The sequence below is a fragment of the Streptomyces diversicolor genome (assembly GCF_057537855.1).
The window spans coordinates 17,495-34,449 of record NZ_BAAJXA010000016.1 but is presented as its reverse complement, the minus strand read 5'-3'; the positions used below and the strand labels follow the sequence as shown (position 1 = coordinate 34,449).

11 protein-coding genes are annotated in these 16,955 nt (G+C 73.9%); 4 read left to right on the top strand and 7 right to left on the bottom strand.

Annotated features, from left to right (window positions below; translation table 11 throughout):
• Nucleotides 1-70: 70 nt before the first annotated feature.
• On the bottom strand, nucleotides 71-1,774 hold the full coding sequence (locus tag AC27LF_RS20135; protein ID WP_479661181.1) for a hypothetical protein: 1,704 nt from the start codon (nucleotides 1,772-1,774) through the stop codon (nucleotides 71-73).
• A 203-nt stretch (nucleotides 1,775-1,977) separates the two neighbouring features.
• Here AC27LF_RS20135 and AC27LF_RS20130 point away from each other — a divergent pair, with 203 nt between their 5' ends.
• A complete protein-coding gene (locus tag AC27LF_RS20130; RefSeq protein WP_479661182.1) occupies nucleotides 1,978-4,872 on the top strand; it encodes an AfsR/SARP family transcriptional regulator in 2,895 nt (964 codons plus the stop codon).
• A 370-nt stretch (nucleotides 4,873-5,242) separates the two neighbouring features.
• On the opposite strand, the gene AC27LF_RS20125 is transcribed toward AC27LF_RS20130, so the two are convergent.
• Entirely contained in the window at nucleotides 5,243-6,832 is a 1,590-nt protein-coding gene (locus AC27LF_RS20125) for a glycosyl hydrolase (protein WP_479661183.1), read from the bottom strand.
• Between the two features lie 213 nt (nucleotides 6,833-7,045).
• On the opposite strand from AC27LF_RS20125, the gene AC27LF_RS20120 reads away from it, so the two are divergent.
• A complete protein-coding gene (locus AC27LF_RS20120) occupies nucleotides 7,046-8,266 on the top strand; it encodes a hypothetical protein (protein ID WP_479661184.1) in 1,221 nt (406 codons plus the stop codon).
• Nucleotides 8,267-8,269: 3 nt separating this feature from the next.
• Here AC27LF_RS20120 and AC27LF_RS20115 read toward each other — a convergent pair whose 3' ends face one another.
• From AC27LF_RS20115 to AC27LF_RS20105, 3 genes are all read right to left on the bottom strand, one after another.
• A complete protein-coding gene (locus tag AC27LF_RS20115) occupies nucleotides 8,270-8,806 on the bottom strand; it encodes a DUF4913 domain-containing protein (protein ID WP_479661185.1) in 537 nt (178 codons plus the stop codon).
• 78 nt (nucleotides 8,807-8,884) lie between these two features.
• A complete protein-coding gene (locus AC27LF_RS20110; protein WP_479661186.1) occupies nucleotides 8,885-10,198 on the bottom strand; it encodes a hypothetical protein in 1,314 nt (437 codons plus the stop codon).
• A gap of 495 nt (nucleotides 10,199-10,693) precedes the next feature.
• The gene (locus AC27LF_RS20105) at nucleotides 10,694-11,689 is read right to left on the bottom strand and encodes a C40 family peptidase (RefSeq protein ID WP_479661187.1); all 996 of its coding nucleotides are present in this window, start codon (nucleotides 11,687-11,689) and stop codon (nucleotides 10,694-10,696) included.
• A 196-nt stretch (nucleotides 11,690-11,885) separates the two neighbouring features.
• On the opposite strand from AC27LF_RS20105, the gene AC27LF_RS20100 reads away from it, so the two are divergent.
• Both AC27LF_RS20100 and AC27LF_RS20095 read left to right on the top strand, forming a co-directional pair.
• Nucleotides 11,886-12,278, top strand: a complete 393-nt coding sequence (locus AC27LF_RS20100; protein WP_479661188.1) for a hypothetical protein — start codon at nucleotides 11,886-11,888, stop codon at nucleotides 12,276-12,278.
• Nucleotides 12,275-13,495, top strand: coding sequence for a DUF418 domain-containing protein (locus AC27LF_RS20095; RefSeq protein WP_479661189.1), 1,221 nt, complete (start codon nucleotides 12,275-12,277; stop codon nucleotides 13,493-13,495). The genes AC27LF_RS20100 and AC27LF_RS20095 overlap by 4 nt, the downstream gene beginning before the upstream one ends.
• Here AC27LF_RS20095 and AC27LF_RS20090 read toward each other — a convergent pair.
• A complete protein-coding gene (locus AC27LF_RS20090) occupies nucleotides 13,410-15,209 on the bottom strand; it encodes a type IV secretory system conjugative DNA transfer family protein (RefSeq protein WP_479661190.1) in 1,800 nt (599 codons plus the stop codon). The genes AC27LF_RS20095 and AC27LF_RS20090 overlap by 86 nt on opposite strands.
• Complete coding sequence (locus tag AC27LF_RS20085) at nucleotides 15,206-16,936, bottom strand: ATP/GTP-binding protein (protein ID WP_479661191.1); 1,731 nt, start codon at nucleotides 16,934-16,936, stop codon at nucleotides 15,206-15,208. The genes AC27LF_RS20090 and AC27LF_RS20085 overlap by 4 nt, the downstream gene beginning before the upstream one ends.
• Nucleotides 16,937-16,955: the final 19 nt, after the last annotated feature.

Here is a 16,955-nt window from a genome sequence, read left to right as displayed (position 1 = left end):
CTGAGCCCCGAGTCGGCGGCCCGGTTGTGAGAGCCCTCCCGGTAGTGACGCCTTCACCGGCACGGGTTGGTCAGACGGTGAGTTTGATGGCCTCCAGGAACGGGGTGTTGTCCATGGTGCCGCCGAAGAGGAATTCGGGGCGGGGGTTGACGCACTGGTGGTCGCCCCAGCCGCGGTTGTGGACGGCGGCGTCGCGGCAGATCTGGCCGGTGCCGACGTTGATGGCGAAGCCCGTCATGTAGGGGCCGCTCTTCTTGGGGTTGCCGATGAAGAAGTCCTTGCCGTCGTCGGTGATAGACGTCCACGCCGGTTGCCAGCTGCCCTGCCCGTTGGCCGAGTTGTCGTCGTGCAGTACGGCGTTGGCGGCCGAGCCGCCCGTTCCGCTCACCGAGATGTTGAGGGCCTTGATCGCCTTGTTCCGGCCCGACGTACCGGCGATCGTGCCGTCGCACACCGGCTTCTGCCAGCCCTGGCCGGCCACGTACGCCCGGTAGCAGATGTGCCGTCCCGACGGGTCGTTCGCCGCCAGGCGCCGTACGGCCGTCGCCGCCGTGTCCCGTGCGGGCTTCGCCGTCACCGTCGTGACCACCTTGGGGGCGTTCGCGGTGACCGTGACCGTGGGGGGCGGCGCCGCCATGCCGTCCTTTCCGTGCGGCTTGCGCGACTTGCTCGCGCTCGGGCTGGCCGTCGGGGACGGGGTCAGGCTCGGGCTCACCGATACCGTCGGGGCCGGCGGCTGCGTAGGCGTCGCCTTCTCCTGGGGTGTGCTGTTCACCTTCGCCGCCTGGCCCCGGTGGTCGTCGTCGCCCGAACCGCCGCTGCCCAGGACCACCAGCGGGATGATCACCAGGGCCGCCACCAGGAGCGCCACCGGACCTATGATCAACGGCCGGTTCAGCAGTCCCGGGGACGCGTACTCGTCGTCCGACTGGCGTGACTCGTTGCGGCGGGTGGGCCTGGCCGGGCCCGGGGTGCGGTGCAGGGCGGGGGTGCGAGGTGCGGGGCTCAGACCCACCGGCTCCGGTAGCGCGTACGCCGCCTCCTCCAAATCCACCCCGTCCAGTTGCGGCCCCTCCCGTTCCGTCTCGTCCAGCCGCGTCCCCTCCCGTTCCGCCCCGTCCAGTCGCGCCCCCTCCGGTTCCGCTCCCGCCAGCTCTGCCCTCTCCGGTTCCGGCTCGTCCCATTCCGTCTCGTCCGGTTCCGCACCCTCCGGTCCCGGCTCGTCCGGTCCCGGCTCGTCCCCTTCCGGCTCGTCCCGTTCCGCCTCCGCCGGTCCTGATGCCCGCCGTTCCAGCGCCCAGGGCTCCGGAGCGGGCGGCTCTTCGGCCGCGGACGGCAGACGCAGCCCGTCGCCGTACCCCTTCTCAAAGGTGACCGGCTTCTCCTCGGCCACCTCCGTACCTGGGTCCGTGTCCTCCGTGTACCCGGGGTCCACCGTCGCGCCGTCGCCGCCCAGGGCGGACGGCTCCAGCAGCCTGCTCGAACCGTCCGGTGCCACCTCCACGTACGCCACATAACCCGCCGCCGGGTCGGAGACGGACGCCGTCACCGTGCCGCCGCGTTCCCGGGCGTGCTGGTGGAGGGCGTCCAGGACCGCCGCGTCGGCCTCCGCCCCCTCCGTGGCCGGGACGGGGCGGCCGTCGAGGGTGGCGGAGCCGTCGCCGGAGATGACCACCGTGAAGTGGGTGGTGAGCTTGGACACCTTTCCAGGGTCCGCCCTTGCGTTCGCGTCGCCTTCCGTGACCGGGCCGCCCGTTTCCTCGTTTCGGCTCATGCCCATTCCTTCCTGCCGTTCCCGGCGTCGAGACCGGCGGTATCGCAACGGGCGCCGCACGGGAACGGTTCAATGGCAGGCGCGGCGGCCGGAGTTGAGGGTCGCCCCTGGCCGCCCCCATCGCTACGCACGGTGATCGGGACAGAAGGGCACGTTCCGTCAAACGGGCTGTCGTCGGCCCCCGCGTCACTAGAGTCGCGGTGGTGAGTGTCTACGCGAATTCCTTGCGCTTCACCGTGCTGGGGCCCGTCCGAGCGGTGCACGGTGAGCAGGAACTGGACCTGGGCTCCCCACAACAGCGCGCGGTACTGGTCGCGCTGCTCCTCCGGCGAGGACGCCCCCTCACGCTCGGTGAACTCGTCGACGCCGTCTGGGGCGAGGAGCCGCCCGCCGCCGCCGTGTCCGTCCTGCGGACCTATGTCTCACGGCTCCGCAAGATCCTGGAGCCAGAGCGGGACCCGGCCGAAGCCCCCCGGTTGATCGTCTCCGTCGGGGACGGATATCTGGTGCGGGTCGCCGAAGACTCCCTGGATCTCGCCGGGTTCGAGCGGCAGGTCGAAGAGGCCAAGAAACTGCGCGTCGACGGGGACCTGTCCGGCGCCGCCTCGCTGCTGCACTCCGCCCTCGGCCGGTGGCAGGGAACCGCGCTCGCCGGGATACCCGGGCCGCTCGCCGCGTCGGAGCGCACCTGGCTGGAGGAGGAACGGCTCAGCACTCTGGAGACCCGGCTCGACCTCGACATCGAACTCGGGCGGCATGCCGAGGTCGTCCCCGAACTCTTCTCGCTCACCCATCGGCATCCGCTGCGGGAGCGATTATGCGGACTGCTCATGCTCGCCCTCTACCAGGGCGGGCGACAGGCCGAGGCCCTTGCCGCCTACCGTCGCGCCCGCGCCGACCTCGTCTCCGAGCTGGGCGTCGAACCCGGCCCGGAACTCCAGCAGGTGCATGACCGGATCCTCGCCGCCGATGTCTCCCTGGCCGCCCCGGCCGCCCGGTCTCCGGCCGCACCGGCCACCGACACGGGCGCCGCCGGCGCCGTCGGCGACCACCTCGCCCGGCCCGCCCAACTCCCGGCCGATCTGCCCACCTTCGTCGGACGGCGTGCCGAACTGGACCGCGTACGTGCCCTGTTGCCCGCCGACGGGCGGCCGGCCGGCACCGTCGTGATCAGTGCCATCGGCGGCATGGGCGGCGTCGGCAAGACCACGCTGGCCGTGCACTGGGCCCATGAGATCGCCGGCCGGTTCCCCGACGGGCAGCTCTACATCAATCTGCGCGGCTTCGACCCGGCAGGGCCGGGGATGGCGCCGGACGAGGCGGTCCGGATCCTGCTCGACGCGTTCGGTGTTCCTCCGGTGCGCATACCCGCCGGGCTCGACGCCCAGGTGGCCCTGTACCGGAGTCTGCTCGCCCAGCGCAGAGTGCTGATCCTGCTCGACAACGCCCGCGACGCCGACCAGGTGCGCCCGCTGCTGCCGGGGTCCCCGGGATCCCTGGTGATCGTGACCAGTCGCAGCCGGCTCGCCGGGCTGGTGGCCGGGGAAGGCGCGCATCCGCTGACACTGGACCAGCTGTCCTCGGCCGAGGCGCACGACCTGCTCGCGCGGCGACTCGGGGCCGAGCGGCTGGCGGCCGAACCCGGCGCGGCGGCGGAGATCGTCGCGCGCTGCGGCCGGCTGCCGCTCGCACTGGCGATCGTCGCCGCGCACGCGTCCGTCAACCCGCACTTCCCGCTCAGCGCCATCGCCGAGCAGGTACGCGAGAGCCACGGCAGCCTCGACATGTTCGCCGGCGGCGACCTCGGCACCGATCTGCGGGCCGTGTTCTCCTGGTCGTACCGGGCGCTGTCCGCCCCGGCGGCACGGCTGTTCCGGCTGCTCGGACTGCACTGCGGTCCGGACATCTCGGTGCCCGCCGCGGCGGCGCTCGCCGGGCTCACTCCGCGCGAGATCCGCGCGCCGCTGCTCGAACTCACCCGCGCCCATCTGCTGGCCGAGCACTTCCCCGGCCGCTACGCCCTGCACGACCTGCTGCGTTTCTACGCCGCCGAACGGGTCGCGAGCGAGGAGAGCACCGAGGAACGGGACCGGGCCGTGGAGCGGCTGCTCGCCTGGTATCTGCACACCGCCGACGCCGCCTACGCGCACATCACCCCGCAGCGCCCCCGCATCCCGCTCGAACCGCCGCCCGACGGCTGCCGGCCGCTGCGGTTCAGCTCCCACGACCAGGCCCTGGACTGGTGCGAGAGGGAACGGCCCAACCTGGTCAACGCGGTGCACCGGGCCGCCGAGTGCGGGCAGTGGGGCATCGCCTGGAGGCTGCCCGCCGCCCTGTGGGGCTTCTTCTACCTGCGCAGCCATCTGCACGACTGGCTGGACAGCGCGCGGACCGGCCTCGCCGCCGCCCGCGCCGCCCGGGACAGCCGGGGCGTGGCCCAGGCCCTCGCGGACACGGCCGCCGCGCTGCGCAGCCTGGGCCGCTACGACGAGGCCGCCGCCCACTTCCACGACGCGATGACCGCGTACCGGGACCTCGGCGACCTCCAGGGCAGGGCATCCGCCGTGACCAACCTCGGCGACAGCTATCTGGAGGCGGGCCTGCTCGACAAGGCCGTCGAGTACACCCGCCGGGGACTTGTCCTGGACCGGTTCCTCGGCAGCAGCTGGGGCGAGGGGATCGGGCTGTCCAACCTGGGCGACGCCTACCAGCGGCAGGGCCGGTTCGACGAGGCGATCGCCTGTCTGGAACGGGCGCTGACCGTGCTGCGCGCCGACGACAACCGCTGGGTGCAGGGGGTCACCCTGGACATCCTCGGTACGGTGCACCGGCGCCTGCGCCGTTACGACGACGCCCTCGCCCACTACCACCGGGCGCTCACCACGCACCGCGACATCGGCAACCGCTGGGGCGAGGGCCACACCCTGGGCAACCTCGGCGACGTCCAGCTGGCCGCCGGCGACCCGGAGGCGGCCCGCGCCAGCTGGCACCAGGCCCTCGCCATCTTCGCCGAGTTCGACCACCAGGACGCCGAGACGATCCGCGCACGGCTCGGCCGGCTGGCGGACCCACCCGATGAGGGTGCTCCTCCCGCCTGACCCGTGCGAACGGCCTGACATGCGGCTTCGGTCTCCTTCGGTGGTCGGCACCCCGCCGTGTCCCGGGGGACGGCCGGGCCACGGCGGGGTGTTTCCGGTACGAGGTGCCTCCCGCACGGTCCCGCGGCGCCGGCTTCGGCTCATGCGGCGTCGTCCGGCTGCGGCGCCGCCGTGGTCGCTCGCGCAGTTCCCCGCGCCCCTTCAGGGCGCGACCCCCGACGCCGCTACCGCGACGAGTCTCCCGTCCGACGGACGGCGGTCGGGAAGGGCTCGGTGGCCGTACGGACTGCGGCGCCGTCCAGGCCGGGGCTCCGATTCCACCGCCTCCGGGACGGCCACGCGCGCTTGTCGCCGCCTTGCGGTCCGCCGTTCAGCCCGCCTCGCGGTACGCCACGCCGGACGCGTTCGGGGTCGTACCGTCGTACAGACCGGTCGGGGCGGTCCGCGTGGACAGCGTGAACCAGGCGTAACGCTCCACGAAGTCCAGGCCGCCCAGCATCTGCGCGGACGACTTCACGAAGTCCGTCTGCTGCTGGGCGCTGGGGTAGCGAGGGGTGCCCTGCGAGAAGTCCGTGAGGGCGTACTCGGTCAGCCAGATCGGCTTGTGGTAGCGGTCGTACACCGCCTGGAGGTACTGGCGCAGCTGGTTGGCGGCGTCCGGGCCGAAGTCGCCGCCGTACCAGTGCAACGGGATGAAGTCGACCCGCAGCCCGCGCTGCTCGGCGCCCTGGAGGAAGCGGTCAAGCCAGCCGCCGGCCACATCACCGCCGTACGCCACGGCCGGCGCGCCCAGCCGAAGGCCCGTCGACTCCAGCCGGGGCCACAGGTCGAGCGCCTGCTCGACGGTCATGTTCGACTGCTGCGGCAGGTCCGGCTCGTTGAAGCCGAGCAGCGCCTTGCCCTCCCGGGCGGCCTGCCCCAGCCGTTCGTCGGTGACCGATCCGGGGCCCCAGATCATCGGTACGTACTCGACCCCGGCCGGCGCCGCGACGGGGCCCGTCGTGGAGTCCCAGTTGTAGTACCAGGAGGCCCCGGAGTCGGCCAGCGCCTGCGCGGCACCGTCGACCGGGTTGAGGCTGACGCCCCGGCGGGACGGGGCCGGTGTCTCCCCGGTCCTCGGCGTGCCCTGTTCAGGGGCCGGGGCTGCGGTGGCCCGCTCCTGGGCCATGGGGGTGGTGCCCTGGAACGCGACCGTCATCCCTGTGCACCGGGTGCACTGCCGCACGACCTGGTTGCCCGGCTCGGCGTCCTGCCTGGACCAGGCGTACGCCGTGGGGCACTTCTGGTTGACGGCGTCGCTGTAGGGGGTCTTGGCGTCCCGGTTCGGGTTGACGCAGACCAGCGCCTTGCCGCTGTCGTCCCTGACCAGGTTGTCGGGCGGGCAGCCGGACAGCAGGTCCACGGCGCAGCCCGTCGCCGAGCACTCGCCGTCCTGCGGCACCTCGACGTCGTCCGGGGTGATGGTCACGAAGACGGACACGGCGTTGACGTAGCTGACGTCGTACCAGGGCGCCAGGGAGTCCGCCGGGTCGAAGTTGAACTCCGCGAGGCTGGTGGGCTGTTCGCCGGTGGAGCAGTGGTCGGCGTACGGGCCGCAGTCGCCCACGGCGCAGTGGAAGGTGCTGCCGTCCTCGCCCGTGCAGCCCTGGCGGGCGAAGAAGGTGCCGCGCCAGTGCCCGGCGCCCTCGTGTTCGGGGACGGTGATGGTGGCGGACTGCCCCGGGTCGAGCGCCGGGAGCCCGGTGAGCGCGGCCGAGCCGTCCGCGTTCACCGTGCTGCCGACCCAGATACGGCCGTCCGTCTTGTTCTGGAAGGTGACCGTGTGGTCGGCGGTGTCGCCGGCCGGTGCGCTGTTGATCTCTCCGCCGTGCGAGCGGTGCGTCTGGATGCCCAGCGCGGTGCCGGTCACTCCGACGACGACCAGGAGCAGGGCCAGGAGGATGGATATGCGTCTGCGCATGGAAGGTGTGTCTCCCTGTCGGGGGTGCGCGAGTCGGGCGATCAGGTCTCGCCCGCGCCCAGGCACGACGGATGCGCGCGGTAGATGGTTCACCGCCACCGACGCCTTCCGTCGGCCGTTTGAACCGTTCGGCGGGGCCGTCCGTCGTGTCCTGTGTCCGCGGGGCCCGGCCCATCGGTACCGGGCCGGGAGCGATCCGAAGAGAGGGCAACCATGGCCGATGCCACCCCGGCGCCACGAGTACCGAACCGGTCGCGCCCCGAGCGTGACGAGGTCCTGCTGGCCCGCGCGATGACCGCGACCGAGTACGGGCTGAGCGAGGCACGCCGCCGGCGCGCCCAGGGGCCGACGCTCACGGCACGCCTCATGGCGATGCTGCGGGACGGCTGGAACGTCCTCATGGAGGCGCTGGGGGTGTCCCGGTCGCGGCAGCCGGCGCAGCCGCCCCCTGCACCGGGCCGGACGGAGGCCGACCCGCCGGCCGGCCCGCCGCAGGGCGTCGCGGCCGCTGCTCCGGTCCCGGCCCAGTGGGCACCGCCGGCCGGCCCCGAGGAAGCGGCGTTCCAGGAGATGGCCCGCCTCCAGGAGCTGGTCGGGCAGCTGCCGCCCCGCCGGTACGAGGCGTTCGAGGACGCCGTACTGCACCTGGTCAGATCCGACGACAAGCTCCGCAGGACGTACGAGGAGTCTCCCGAGACCATCCCGGCCATCGCGCGGTACGCCGCCAACGCGCAGACGCGGGAACTGCTGCGCGAGGGCGACGGGGACCTGGCCCGGGCCGAGCGGGGGCGGGAGGCGTCGCCCGAGCCGCCGCAGGAGTCCCGGCTGCGGGACATGGGCGACGGGCAGGGACGGTCCTTCGACGCGCTCGCCTTCGCCGCCGTTCAAGATGCCGAGCGTGCCAGGAGGGAGGAGGCGCCCGGGCGGGACGTGCCGCCCGCGACGCAAGACTCACGTCTGTCGGACCTGGGCGGCGAACTGGCCTATGACGCACTGCCCTTCGCCGTGGCGGCGCAGGAGCGGCGGGCCTGGCGTGAGCAGTCCTCGGAGCGGGACGGCCCCGAACACCGGGACGGCCCCGAACACCGGGACGGCTTCGAACGCCGGGACGGGCGGGAGCCGCCTGCGTCGCCCTTGGATCCGCGGCGCCCCGCGAGCCCCGAACCCGTCAGCCCGCTGAGCCCGGCAAGTGCCGAGATTCACCGGGGACTTGACCGCCCCACAGACGCCGCGATCCCTTTCAGTCCCGTCAGTCCCGTCAGTCCCGCCCTCGCGGAGCCGCCCTGGGCCCTGCTCGGCGAGCGGGGGTTGAGGGCGGCGCGCGACGGGTTCGAGTCCCGGGACGGGCAGTCGCCCCGCCGGGCCGCCGACCCGCCGGCGGTCAAGGCGCACCGTTCCGCTCCGGCCCGGACCGCGCAGGGCCCGACCAGGTGACCGTCAGGCCCGGTCGGCGGGCCCCGGCGGCGGGGGCGGCGGCGGGCCGAACGGATCCAGCGCGTCGACCGGCGGAATCTCCTTTCGCCGGTGCGCGCCGGGCTTGCAGCCGGCGAACGGCCCCTGTGGGCCGCGCAGCGACTCCATGACCGGCAGCAGATAGTCCCGGTGCCAGCCGGCGGGCCCGGTCGCCTCGGCGCCGGCGCCGGTCAGTTCGCCCCAGGCCAGCCACAGGCCGTGCAGTTGGGCGACCGCTTCCGGATGCTCCCACCAGCGGCTGCACCACGGCGCGGTGGACGTGACCTCCCGGCCGTAGACCGGCAGCAGCACATGGTGCGTCCACAGGGTGAGCCGACGCAGCGAGTCCGCGTACTCGGCGCCCTCCAGATAGAGGATGAACTTCGGCTTGGGCGCCGGGGGTTCGCCGGAGGGTGGTGCGGGCGCCGCGGCATCCGGAGGCGCGGCGGTCTTCGAGGGCGCGGCGGGCGCGCGCTCCCATTTCCGCTCCCGTTCCTGTCTGCCGACGGTGTCGGTCGTCATGGTGCTCCTCGGTAGGACCGTTCGGCGGTGGTCGCCCACCGCCGAACGGTCACGCATCGTGTCTGCCGACGTGGTCCGCTACAGCGCCGGGCCGCTGCCCCCGCCGCGCTTCTTCTGCTGCTGGTGGTGGTTGCTCTTGTGGTGCTTGTGGTTCTTGTCGCTGCTCGTGTGATGACTGCTTGTCGAGGAGTTGTTTCCGGCGGCCGGGGGCGAGTAGGCCGCGACCGCGCCGGACACCGGGTGCTGCGGGGGCTGGGTGTACGCGCTGGTCTGCGGGTAGGGCTGCTGGCTGTACGCGGCTGTCGTGGTGTACGCGGGCTGCTGGCTGTATGCGGCCGTTGTGCTGTACGCGGGCTGCTGGCTGTACGCGGCCGTTGTGGTGTACGCGGGCTGCTGACTGGGGTCGGTCTGCTGGTACGGCTGCCGTGGGTACGGCTCCGTCAGCGGGGTGGTCCGGCCGTAGGGGTCGCTGTAGCCGGTGGCCATCGACGAGGTCCGGGTGCCGGCCGGTTCGGAGAGCCCGAAGCCCTGCATCTGCTGGGCCAGCGAGGTCATGCTGGCGTGGTACGGCGTGCCCAGCTGGTACCCGCCCGTCGTCGGAGCCGGAGCGGGGGAGTCCTGCGGCGGAGGCGCCGGCTGCTGTTGCCGTCGCTCGTCCCGGGCGGCGAAGGTGCCCGCCATGGCGAAGACCCCGGCGCCGATGGCACCCGTGGCCATGCCCGTCTGGGCGCGGTGCGGGTCCTGTTCCGTGCCCGTGCTGTAGGCGCCGTACGCGGCCGTGAGACCCGCCGCGGCGATGTCGGCGGCCAGCTGCTTGTAGTTGACGGGCTGCGCCCGGTCGGGGTAGCGGTAGTTCGAGACGATCTTGCTCGCCTCCTTGCCGGCCCGGTACGTCGCCACCAGCCCGGTCAGGGCGACGCCGGCGCCGTATCCCGCCTGCGCGGCCAGGTCGGCCGGTGCCGCCGCCGGTGCCGCGGCGATGCCGGCGCCCTGCATGATCGAGCCGCCGCCGGCGCCGATGGCCTCGACGATCCGGTGGTCGTTCTCCCCGACCCATTTGGCCGCGTGGGAGCCGCCGCTCTTGACCGCGGAGAACAGCTTGGTGCCCTCCAGGTAGTGCCAGGCGTTCGTGATGGGCGAGTACCAGGGCTCCTTCTGCGGGAGTGCCGCCAGGGACTCCGGGTCCATGGCGACGGGCGGGGTCGCGCTGAAGCGGCGGTCCGAGGGGGGCTCAGGCGGCAGTTGGTCGAAGAGTTCCCGCAGGCCCAGGCTGGATGTGCTCGACGCGCTCTGGCCGCTGCCGTCCGATCCGGTCGGTGAGCCCTTGCGCTTCTTGCCGCTGCGGTCGGTGTCCTTGCCCTTCTTCTTCGAAGGACCGTCCTTGGGTGGCATGCCGTATCTCCTTGTGGTCCGGTGGAGCCGCGCCGGCCGGCGTCGGCTCGCTGCCGGGCAACAACGGAAACCGGACGGAACGGGTTCACACTCCGGCCCCGCACCCTGCGTGTCCCCGCTCACCGGCCGCCCGACCCGAACCTTCGGCCCGCGGAGCCGCCGCGGGACACGCAGTACAGCGGGCCGTCTGCGGGCCGGACCACCGCCCGGCCGCGGGCCGGGGCACAAGCCCGGCAGCCCCAAGAGGCAGGACCCCGGTCCGAGCCACGCCAGGTAGCCGCGCCGCGCCGACCCGCGCCGGTCAAGGAGCGCGCCGCGCTGACCCGCGCCGCCCGTCCCGCGCCGGTCAAGGAGCGCGCCGCCCGACCCGCCCCGGTCACCGGCCCCTGCCGGTCACCGACCCGCCCCCGTCACCGGCCCCTGCCGGTCACCGACCCGCCCCCGTCACCGGCCCCTGCCGGTCACCGACCCGCGTCGGTCACCCGCCCGCGTCGGTCAGGCGTCGGGGCGTACGGCTCCCAGGATGGCCATGGAGCCCGCCGGGGCCACCGTCACCCGGCGGCCGGGGCGTGGGGCGTGGATGATCTCGCCGTCGCCGATGTACAGGGCGACGTGGCTCGCCCCGGAGAAGTAGACGATGAGGTCGCCGGGGCGCATGGCCGCCACGGGTACCCGCGTCAGCCGGCGCCACTGCTCCTGCGAGGTGCGCGGGACGGGGACGCCCGCGGCCAGCCACGCCTGGGAGGTGAGGCCCGAGCAGTCGAAGGAGCCGGGGCCCTGCGCGCCCCACACGTACGGCTTGCCGAGCTGGCGAGTGGCGTAGGCGATGGCCCTGCGGCCCGCGGTGCTCGCCTCGGTGCCGGCCTGTTCGAGGATCCCGGTGCTCTCCCATGCCGCCTGGGCGTCGTCGGCCCTCTGCCGGTCGAGGGCGGCGAGCCGGGCGCGCTGGTCCGCCGCGAGCCGCGCCTCGACCTGCTTCGCCTCGGTGATGTGCCGTTCGATCGTCGCGCGGTCGGCGGCCATCGCGCGGCGCCCGGCCCGCAGACGGCGCAACTGGGCCGACGCGTCCGCACGGCGGGCCCGTAGCTCCTCGCGGGTCCCGGTCAGCGCGGTCAGCACGCTCCGCGTGGACCGCTGGGCCTGGCCGGCCGCGGTGGCGTCGTCCAGGGCCCGCGCGGGGTCCGCGGCGAGGACGAACTGCATCTCGGCGGGGAGGCCGCCGCCCCGGTACTGGGCGCGGGCCGCCGCTCCGGCGAGCGCGCTCAGCCGGGACAGCCTGCCCTCGGCCCGTGCGATGCGGGTGGTGAGTGCGCGGACGCGCCGCTGCTGGGCGGTGACCTTCTCGTCGGCGGCGTTGTACTTGTCCGTGGCCACCTCGGCGTCGTGGTACAGGCGCTCCAGGCGGGCACGTATCTCGGGCAGGCCGGTCGCCGTGGGGTCCGCTCGGGCGGGGGCCTGGACCGTCGCGGTGAGCGCGCAGGCCAGGGCCATGGCCCCGGCCGTGTGGAGGAGGCCGCGGGACCGTCCGAACGGGCGACTGCTTCTCGGAGTCCGTCTCATCGCGCACACAACGGACAGACGGTGTGCGGCGGTTCAGTTGTGCGGCGCGCCAAGTGAACCGGTGGCCGCGTGCCCACCGTTGTGCCAGGGACGCCGGCCGGCGAGGGGCGTGCGGAAAGGGAGGGGTATGGGTGCCGAGTTGCTGCTGCTCGCGCTGTGCGTCGGGTTCGGCGTGGGCTGTCTGCTGGCGGCCGTGAAGGCGCTGCTGGCGGCGGTGTGGCTGTGGGCGCGCGGGCTGCGGGTCACGGGGACCGTGACCTCCCGTGCGGCGGCCGACCGGCGGCCGGGCGCGCTGGTGCTGTTCTCCGACCACCTGGGGCGCGATCTGCTGCTCGACCCCGGGCGGTACGCCCCGCTGTGCGGGCTGCCGGCGGTCGGCCGGACCGTGCCGGTGGTGTACCGGCGGGAGCGGCCGACCGTGGCCCGGCTGTGGGACACCCGGCATCTGCTGGCGCCGTCGTTCGGGTGGTTCCTGACGGCCACCGTGGCGTTCGGTACGGGAGCCGTGGTGGGGCGGTGACATCCGGCGGGCAGCACGGGCGGGTGCGTGAACTCGACATCCTGCGCGGGTTCGCCCTCTTCGGGATCCTCCTCGTCAACGCCCAGCTGATGGCGGGGCCGTACACGGGCTTCGGCGGCGGTCCGGACGCCTCCGCCGTCGACCGGTCCCTCGCATGGCTGGTGTCGGCGCTGGTCACCGCCAAGTTCGTCCTGTTGTTCTCCTTCCTCTTCGGTTACGGCTTCGCGTTGCAGGAGCGGTCGGCCGAGCGCGCGGGTGTGGCGTTCGCTCCGCGTCATCTGCGGCGCGTCATCGGCCTGTCGGTCATCGGGCTGGCCCACGCGGTGCTGCTGTACCCCGGGGACGTCCTGATGCTGTACGGCGTGCTGGCGCTGGTGCTGTACGGGCTGCGGGGGCTGTCTCCGCGCGCCGCCGTGCGGCTGGCCGCGGTGCTGGTCCTCGCGCTGGCGGCCGTGCTGCTGGCGTACGGGGTGCTGACCGTCGGGTACGGCGCGCCGCTCACCGCGCGGGAGTACGCCCCGTACGCGGCGGACACGGTGGCCGCCTACCGCGGCGGGGCGTGGTCCGTGCCGGCCGAGCATGTGCGGGAGCTGCCGTCGGCGTTCGGTACGGCCCTGCTGTACGCGCCCGGCAAACTGGCCGCGTTCCTCGCGGGACTGGCGGCGGCCCGGGTGCGACTCGTCGAACGGTGGGGGCGGGACCGTCGCCTGCTGCGGCGGACGGTGGGGCGCTGGCTGCCGGTGGGGCTCGCGGGCGGGGTGGTCTCCGCCTGCTGCTGCGCCGGGCCGCTGGACAGCCGCTGGTTCCCCGTCGGGCAGGCGGTCGCGGTCCTGACCGGGCCGGCGCTGGCGGCGTCCTACGCGTGCGGGCTCCTGCTGGTGCTGGACGCGGTGAGCCCGGCGGCGGCCCGGGTGCTGGCCGCCGCCGGCCGCATGGCGCTGACGCACTACCTCAGCCAGTCGCTCGTGCTCGCGTTCGTCTTCACCGGATACGGCCTCGGGTTGTACGACCGGCTCGGCACGATGGTGGTCCTGCTCGGCTGCGTGGTGCTGTACGCCGCCCAACTGGCGGCAGGCGCACGGCTGATGGCGCGCGCCCGGTACGGCCCGGCCGAACTGCTGCTGCGTGCGGTCACCCGCGGTACGGCGCCGCGGGGCCTGCGGGAGCCGGTTTCTGGAAGCTCACGCCCGTCAGACGGTGTGCGGCGCGTTCCGTGATGGCCGCCGCCTCCGCCTTGGCCGCCGCCGAGACGGCGCCCGCGCCGGGCTCCTTGTACCAGGGGCGCAGCCGGATCAGGGCGGGACGGACGCCGGTGGCGAGCAGCAGCGCGGTGCCCTTGGGCAGGGCGCGGATCCGGTCGGGCGGCAGCACGGCCTCCTGCCGGTAGGAGTACGAGCGGGACGTGCCGTCCTTGCTGCGCGAGACGGACGGGGTGCGTACGTCGTGCTGCCCGACCAGCGTCGAGATCTTCTGCACGAAGTCCGCGTCGTCCAGGCCCGCGCCGAGCAGCTTGACGGTGGCCGCGCTCCACAGGGCGTCCATCCCGACCTCGCCCCACACGCGGGCGCCCTGCCGGTAACTCTGCAGCAGCGTCACGACGTTGATGCCGCGCGAGCCGAAGTGCGAGTAGAGGTCGGGGAGATCGGAGATGCGGCACACGTTGGCCGCCTCGTCCAGGACGGCGGTCAGCGGCGGGTCGAGCCGGCCGCCCATGCGCTCGGCGGCTACCACGCCCGCCCGCATCGTCGCGTCGGCGATGCCCGCGATGACCCCGGCCGCCGAACCACCGCCGTCCTTGGACAGCAGATAGAGGGTGTCCCTGGACAGGACGTGCTGGTCGGGACGGAACTCGGGAGCACGGGGGTCGGGGGTGACCCAGGCCAGGATCTCCGGGTCGAGGAGACACGACACGGTCTGCCGGGCCGTCTCGTAGATGCCGTCCCTGGTCTCCACCGCGCCCCGGATCGTGCCCTGCAACTGGTCGGCCATCGCCGGGAGTCCGGCGTCCCGCAGCAGATCGATGGGGGTGCGGTCGGCGGGGTCGGCGAGCCAGCCGAGCAGGTCGGTGACCGAGGCCCGGCCGCGCGCGGCGGCCAGGAACAGCGCGGTGAGGGTGTTCTGCGCGGCCGAGATCCAGAAGTCCTTCTTCGCGGTGTCGTCGTTGACGGACGCCACGAAGTGGCCGGCCAGCCGCCGGGCGCCCTCGATGGTGTGGCACTCGCCGAGCAGGTTCCACCACATGCCGCGCGGGGTGTGGGCGATGCCCTGCGGGTCGAACGTCCACACCGTGCCCGCCTTCTCGCGCTGGGCGCGGGTCACGGCGTAGACGTCGGACTTGTTGGAGGTGAGCAGGACGGCGCCCTGGGCGCGCAGCACACGCGGCACGGCGATGCCGGTGGACTTGCCGGCCCGGGGCGCCATCAGGTCGAGTTCCACGTCCTCGTAACTGCTGCGCAGCTCCGGGCCCTTGGGCATCAGGTCGCCGAGCAGGTTGCCGGTCTCGTCCGGGTGCAGCCGCTCGCGGCCCCCCAGGGTGGGACGCAGTTCGCGGGCGCGCGCATCGATGCCCTTGGGGCACATGCCGGCCAGTTCGCGGCGGCCGGCCAGGCCCTTGGGGGCGCCGGCACGCCGCAGCAGATACCGGGCGAGCAGTGCGCAGGGCAGCGCGAGCAGGACCAGGAGGGCGAGCATGCCGCCGTAGACGGCGGCGGGCGGGGATTCCGGCCACAGCTCGCCCGGTCCGTCGGAGACGAGGCGGCCCACGGTGGACAGGCCGAACGGCGGGCCCTGCCAGCCGTGGCCGGTGAGGCCGGAGCCGAGGGTGCCGCCGGCCCAGGCGAGGGTGAACACCACGAGCACGGTCCCGGCGAGGCCGGCGATCGCCCAGGAGACCTGGGTGTTGAGGTCGCCGCCGGGGCGGGGCGAGGTCATGCGGTCCACCTTCCCCGGCCGTGCTCGTGGGCCCGCCGGACCTGGGCGGCGGTGTGCGCCACCGCCTGGTCCGTCTCCAGGGCCAGGGCCTGTTCCACGGCCGTCTCGTTCGGCGTCCAGCGGGTGTTGGTGTTGTGCAGACGGCGCTCCGCGTCGGTGATGGCGACCTTGATGGGGATGCCGGGCCGCCCGCCGACCTTGATGAGGAAGCGACCGCGGCCCGGCGGCTCCTCGTGCTCGCCTGAGACCCCCCAGCCGGGCGGCGAGGACCACGACGAGACCAGTTCGATCTCGCGCCGGGACAGGCCCACCACCTTCCCCAGCTCCTCCATCTCGGCCCGGGGCAGCCCCGCGCACACCACCATCCCGGCGCGCTCCACGAAGCCGCGGGCCTTGGCCCGGTCGGAGTCGGTGCCCAGTGCCTCGGCGTCCTTCAGGGTGTGGGTGATCTTCGCGTCGCCGAGACCGAGCGAACGGTTGAGCCGGGTCAGCGCGTCGATGCGGTCCACGATGCCGGAGGCGGCGCGCAGCGGGCGCCACAGCTCGTCGAGGACGGTGAAGAACCAGCGCCGCGGGATCAGCCCCGCGTCCGCGAGCGCGTGCGAGGCGGCCACCGTGCCGAGTCCGTCGGACCAGGCGGCCAGCATCGCGGCGGCGGTCAGCTGGGTGTCCGCCTCGCCGATCCCGGAGATGTCGATGCACACGGCGGGCGCGTCCGCGTCGATCCGGGTGGACGTCTCGGAGGCGAAGGTGTCGCCGAGCGGCCCGTCGAGAATGCCCAGCAGGGAGCGGTGCAGCGGGTCCACGGCGTCCCGGTAGCGGGTGTCGGAGCCGCGGTCCAGGGTGACCGCGCGCACCCGGTCGGGTCCCTCGGTCAGTACCCGCAGCAGATCCGGCAGCAGCGGTGCCCGCCCCGGCGGGGTGTGCTCGCGCAGATGGTGCAGCACGGCGGAGAGCACGGACTGCTCGTGGTCGTCCATCGGACGCCCGCGCACGATGGTGACCAGGGCGGCCACCATGTTCAGCACCCGGCCGTGCGTCTCGGCCTTCAGCACCTCGCCCGCCTCGCCGCCGATCCGGGCCGCCGCCGCGCCCATGGCACCCGGGTCCAGGACGTTGATGCCGCCCCGGCCGCGGCCGATGGAGATCACCTGGCCGCCGAGCGCGCGCACGGTGTCGGCGTAGTCGGGCTTGAGGTCGCCGAGCACCAGCGGGACGACACCGGTCGCGGCGAGCCCGATCAGCATCCGGTTGACGAGGGTCGACTTGCCGAGGCCCGGCATGCCGAGCATGAACAGGGAGGGATTGGAGATGTAGCGGGCGCGGGTGAACCAGTTCAGCGGGTCGCCGCACACGGTGGCACCGGTGAACAGATGCTGGCCGAGCGGCACTCCGGTCATCGGCGAGCCCGAACCGGCGGCGAACGGCCACATGCCGCACGCCTGGACGGTGGTGGCGCGCCACATGGTGGGCGGGTCGAGGTAGCCGACGCGTCCGCCGCCGACGCCGTACCAGCCGCGGGGCGGGACGTACGGCCGCTTCGGGCTCTTCCGGTTCTTCTGGTTCTTCTGGTTCTTCTGGTTCTTCTCAGTCTCGCCGTTCCTGGGATCACCGGCCTCCCTGGCGGGCGCGTCCGCGGGGTGGCCGGACAGGAGTGCCTTGCGGGCCCGCTCCTCGGCCGCCCGGTCGGCCCGTTCGGCCTTCTTCCGCTCGCTCCGGCGGCTCACGGGGTCTGCTCCTTTCGCG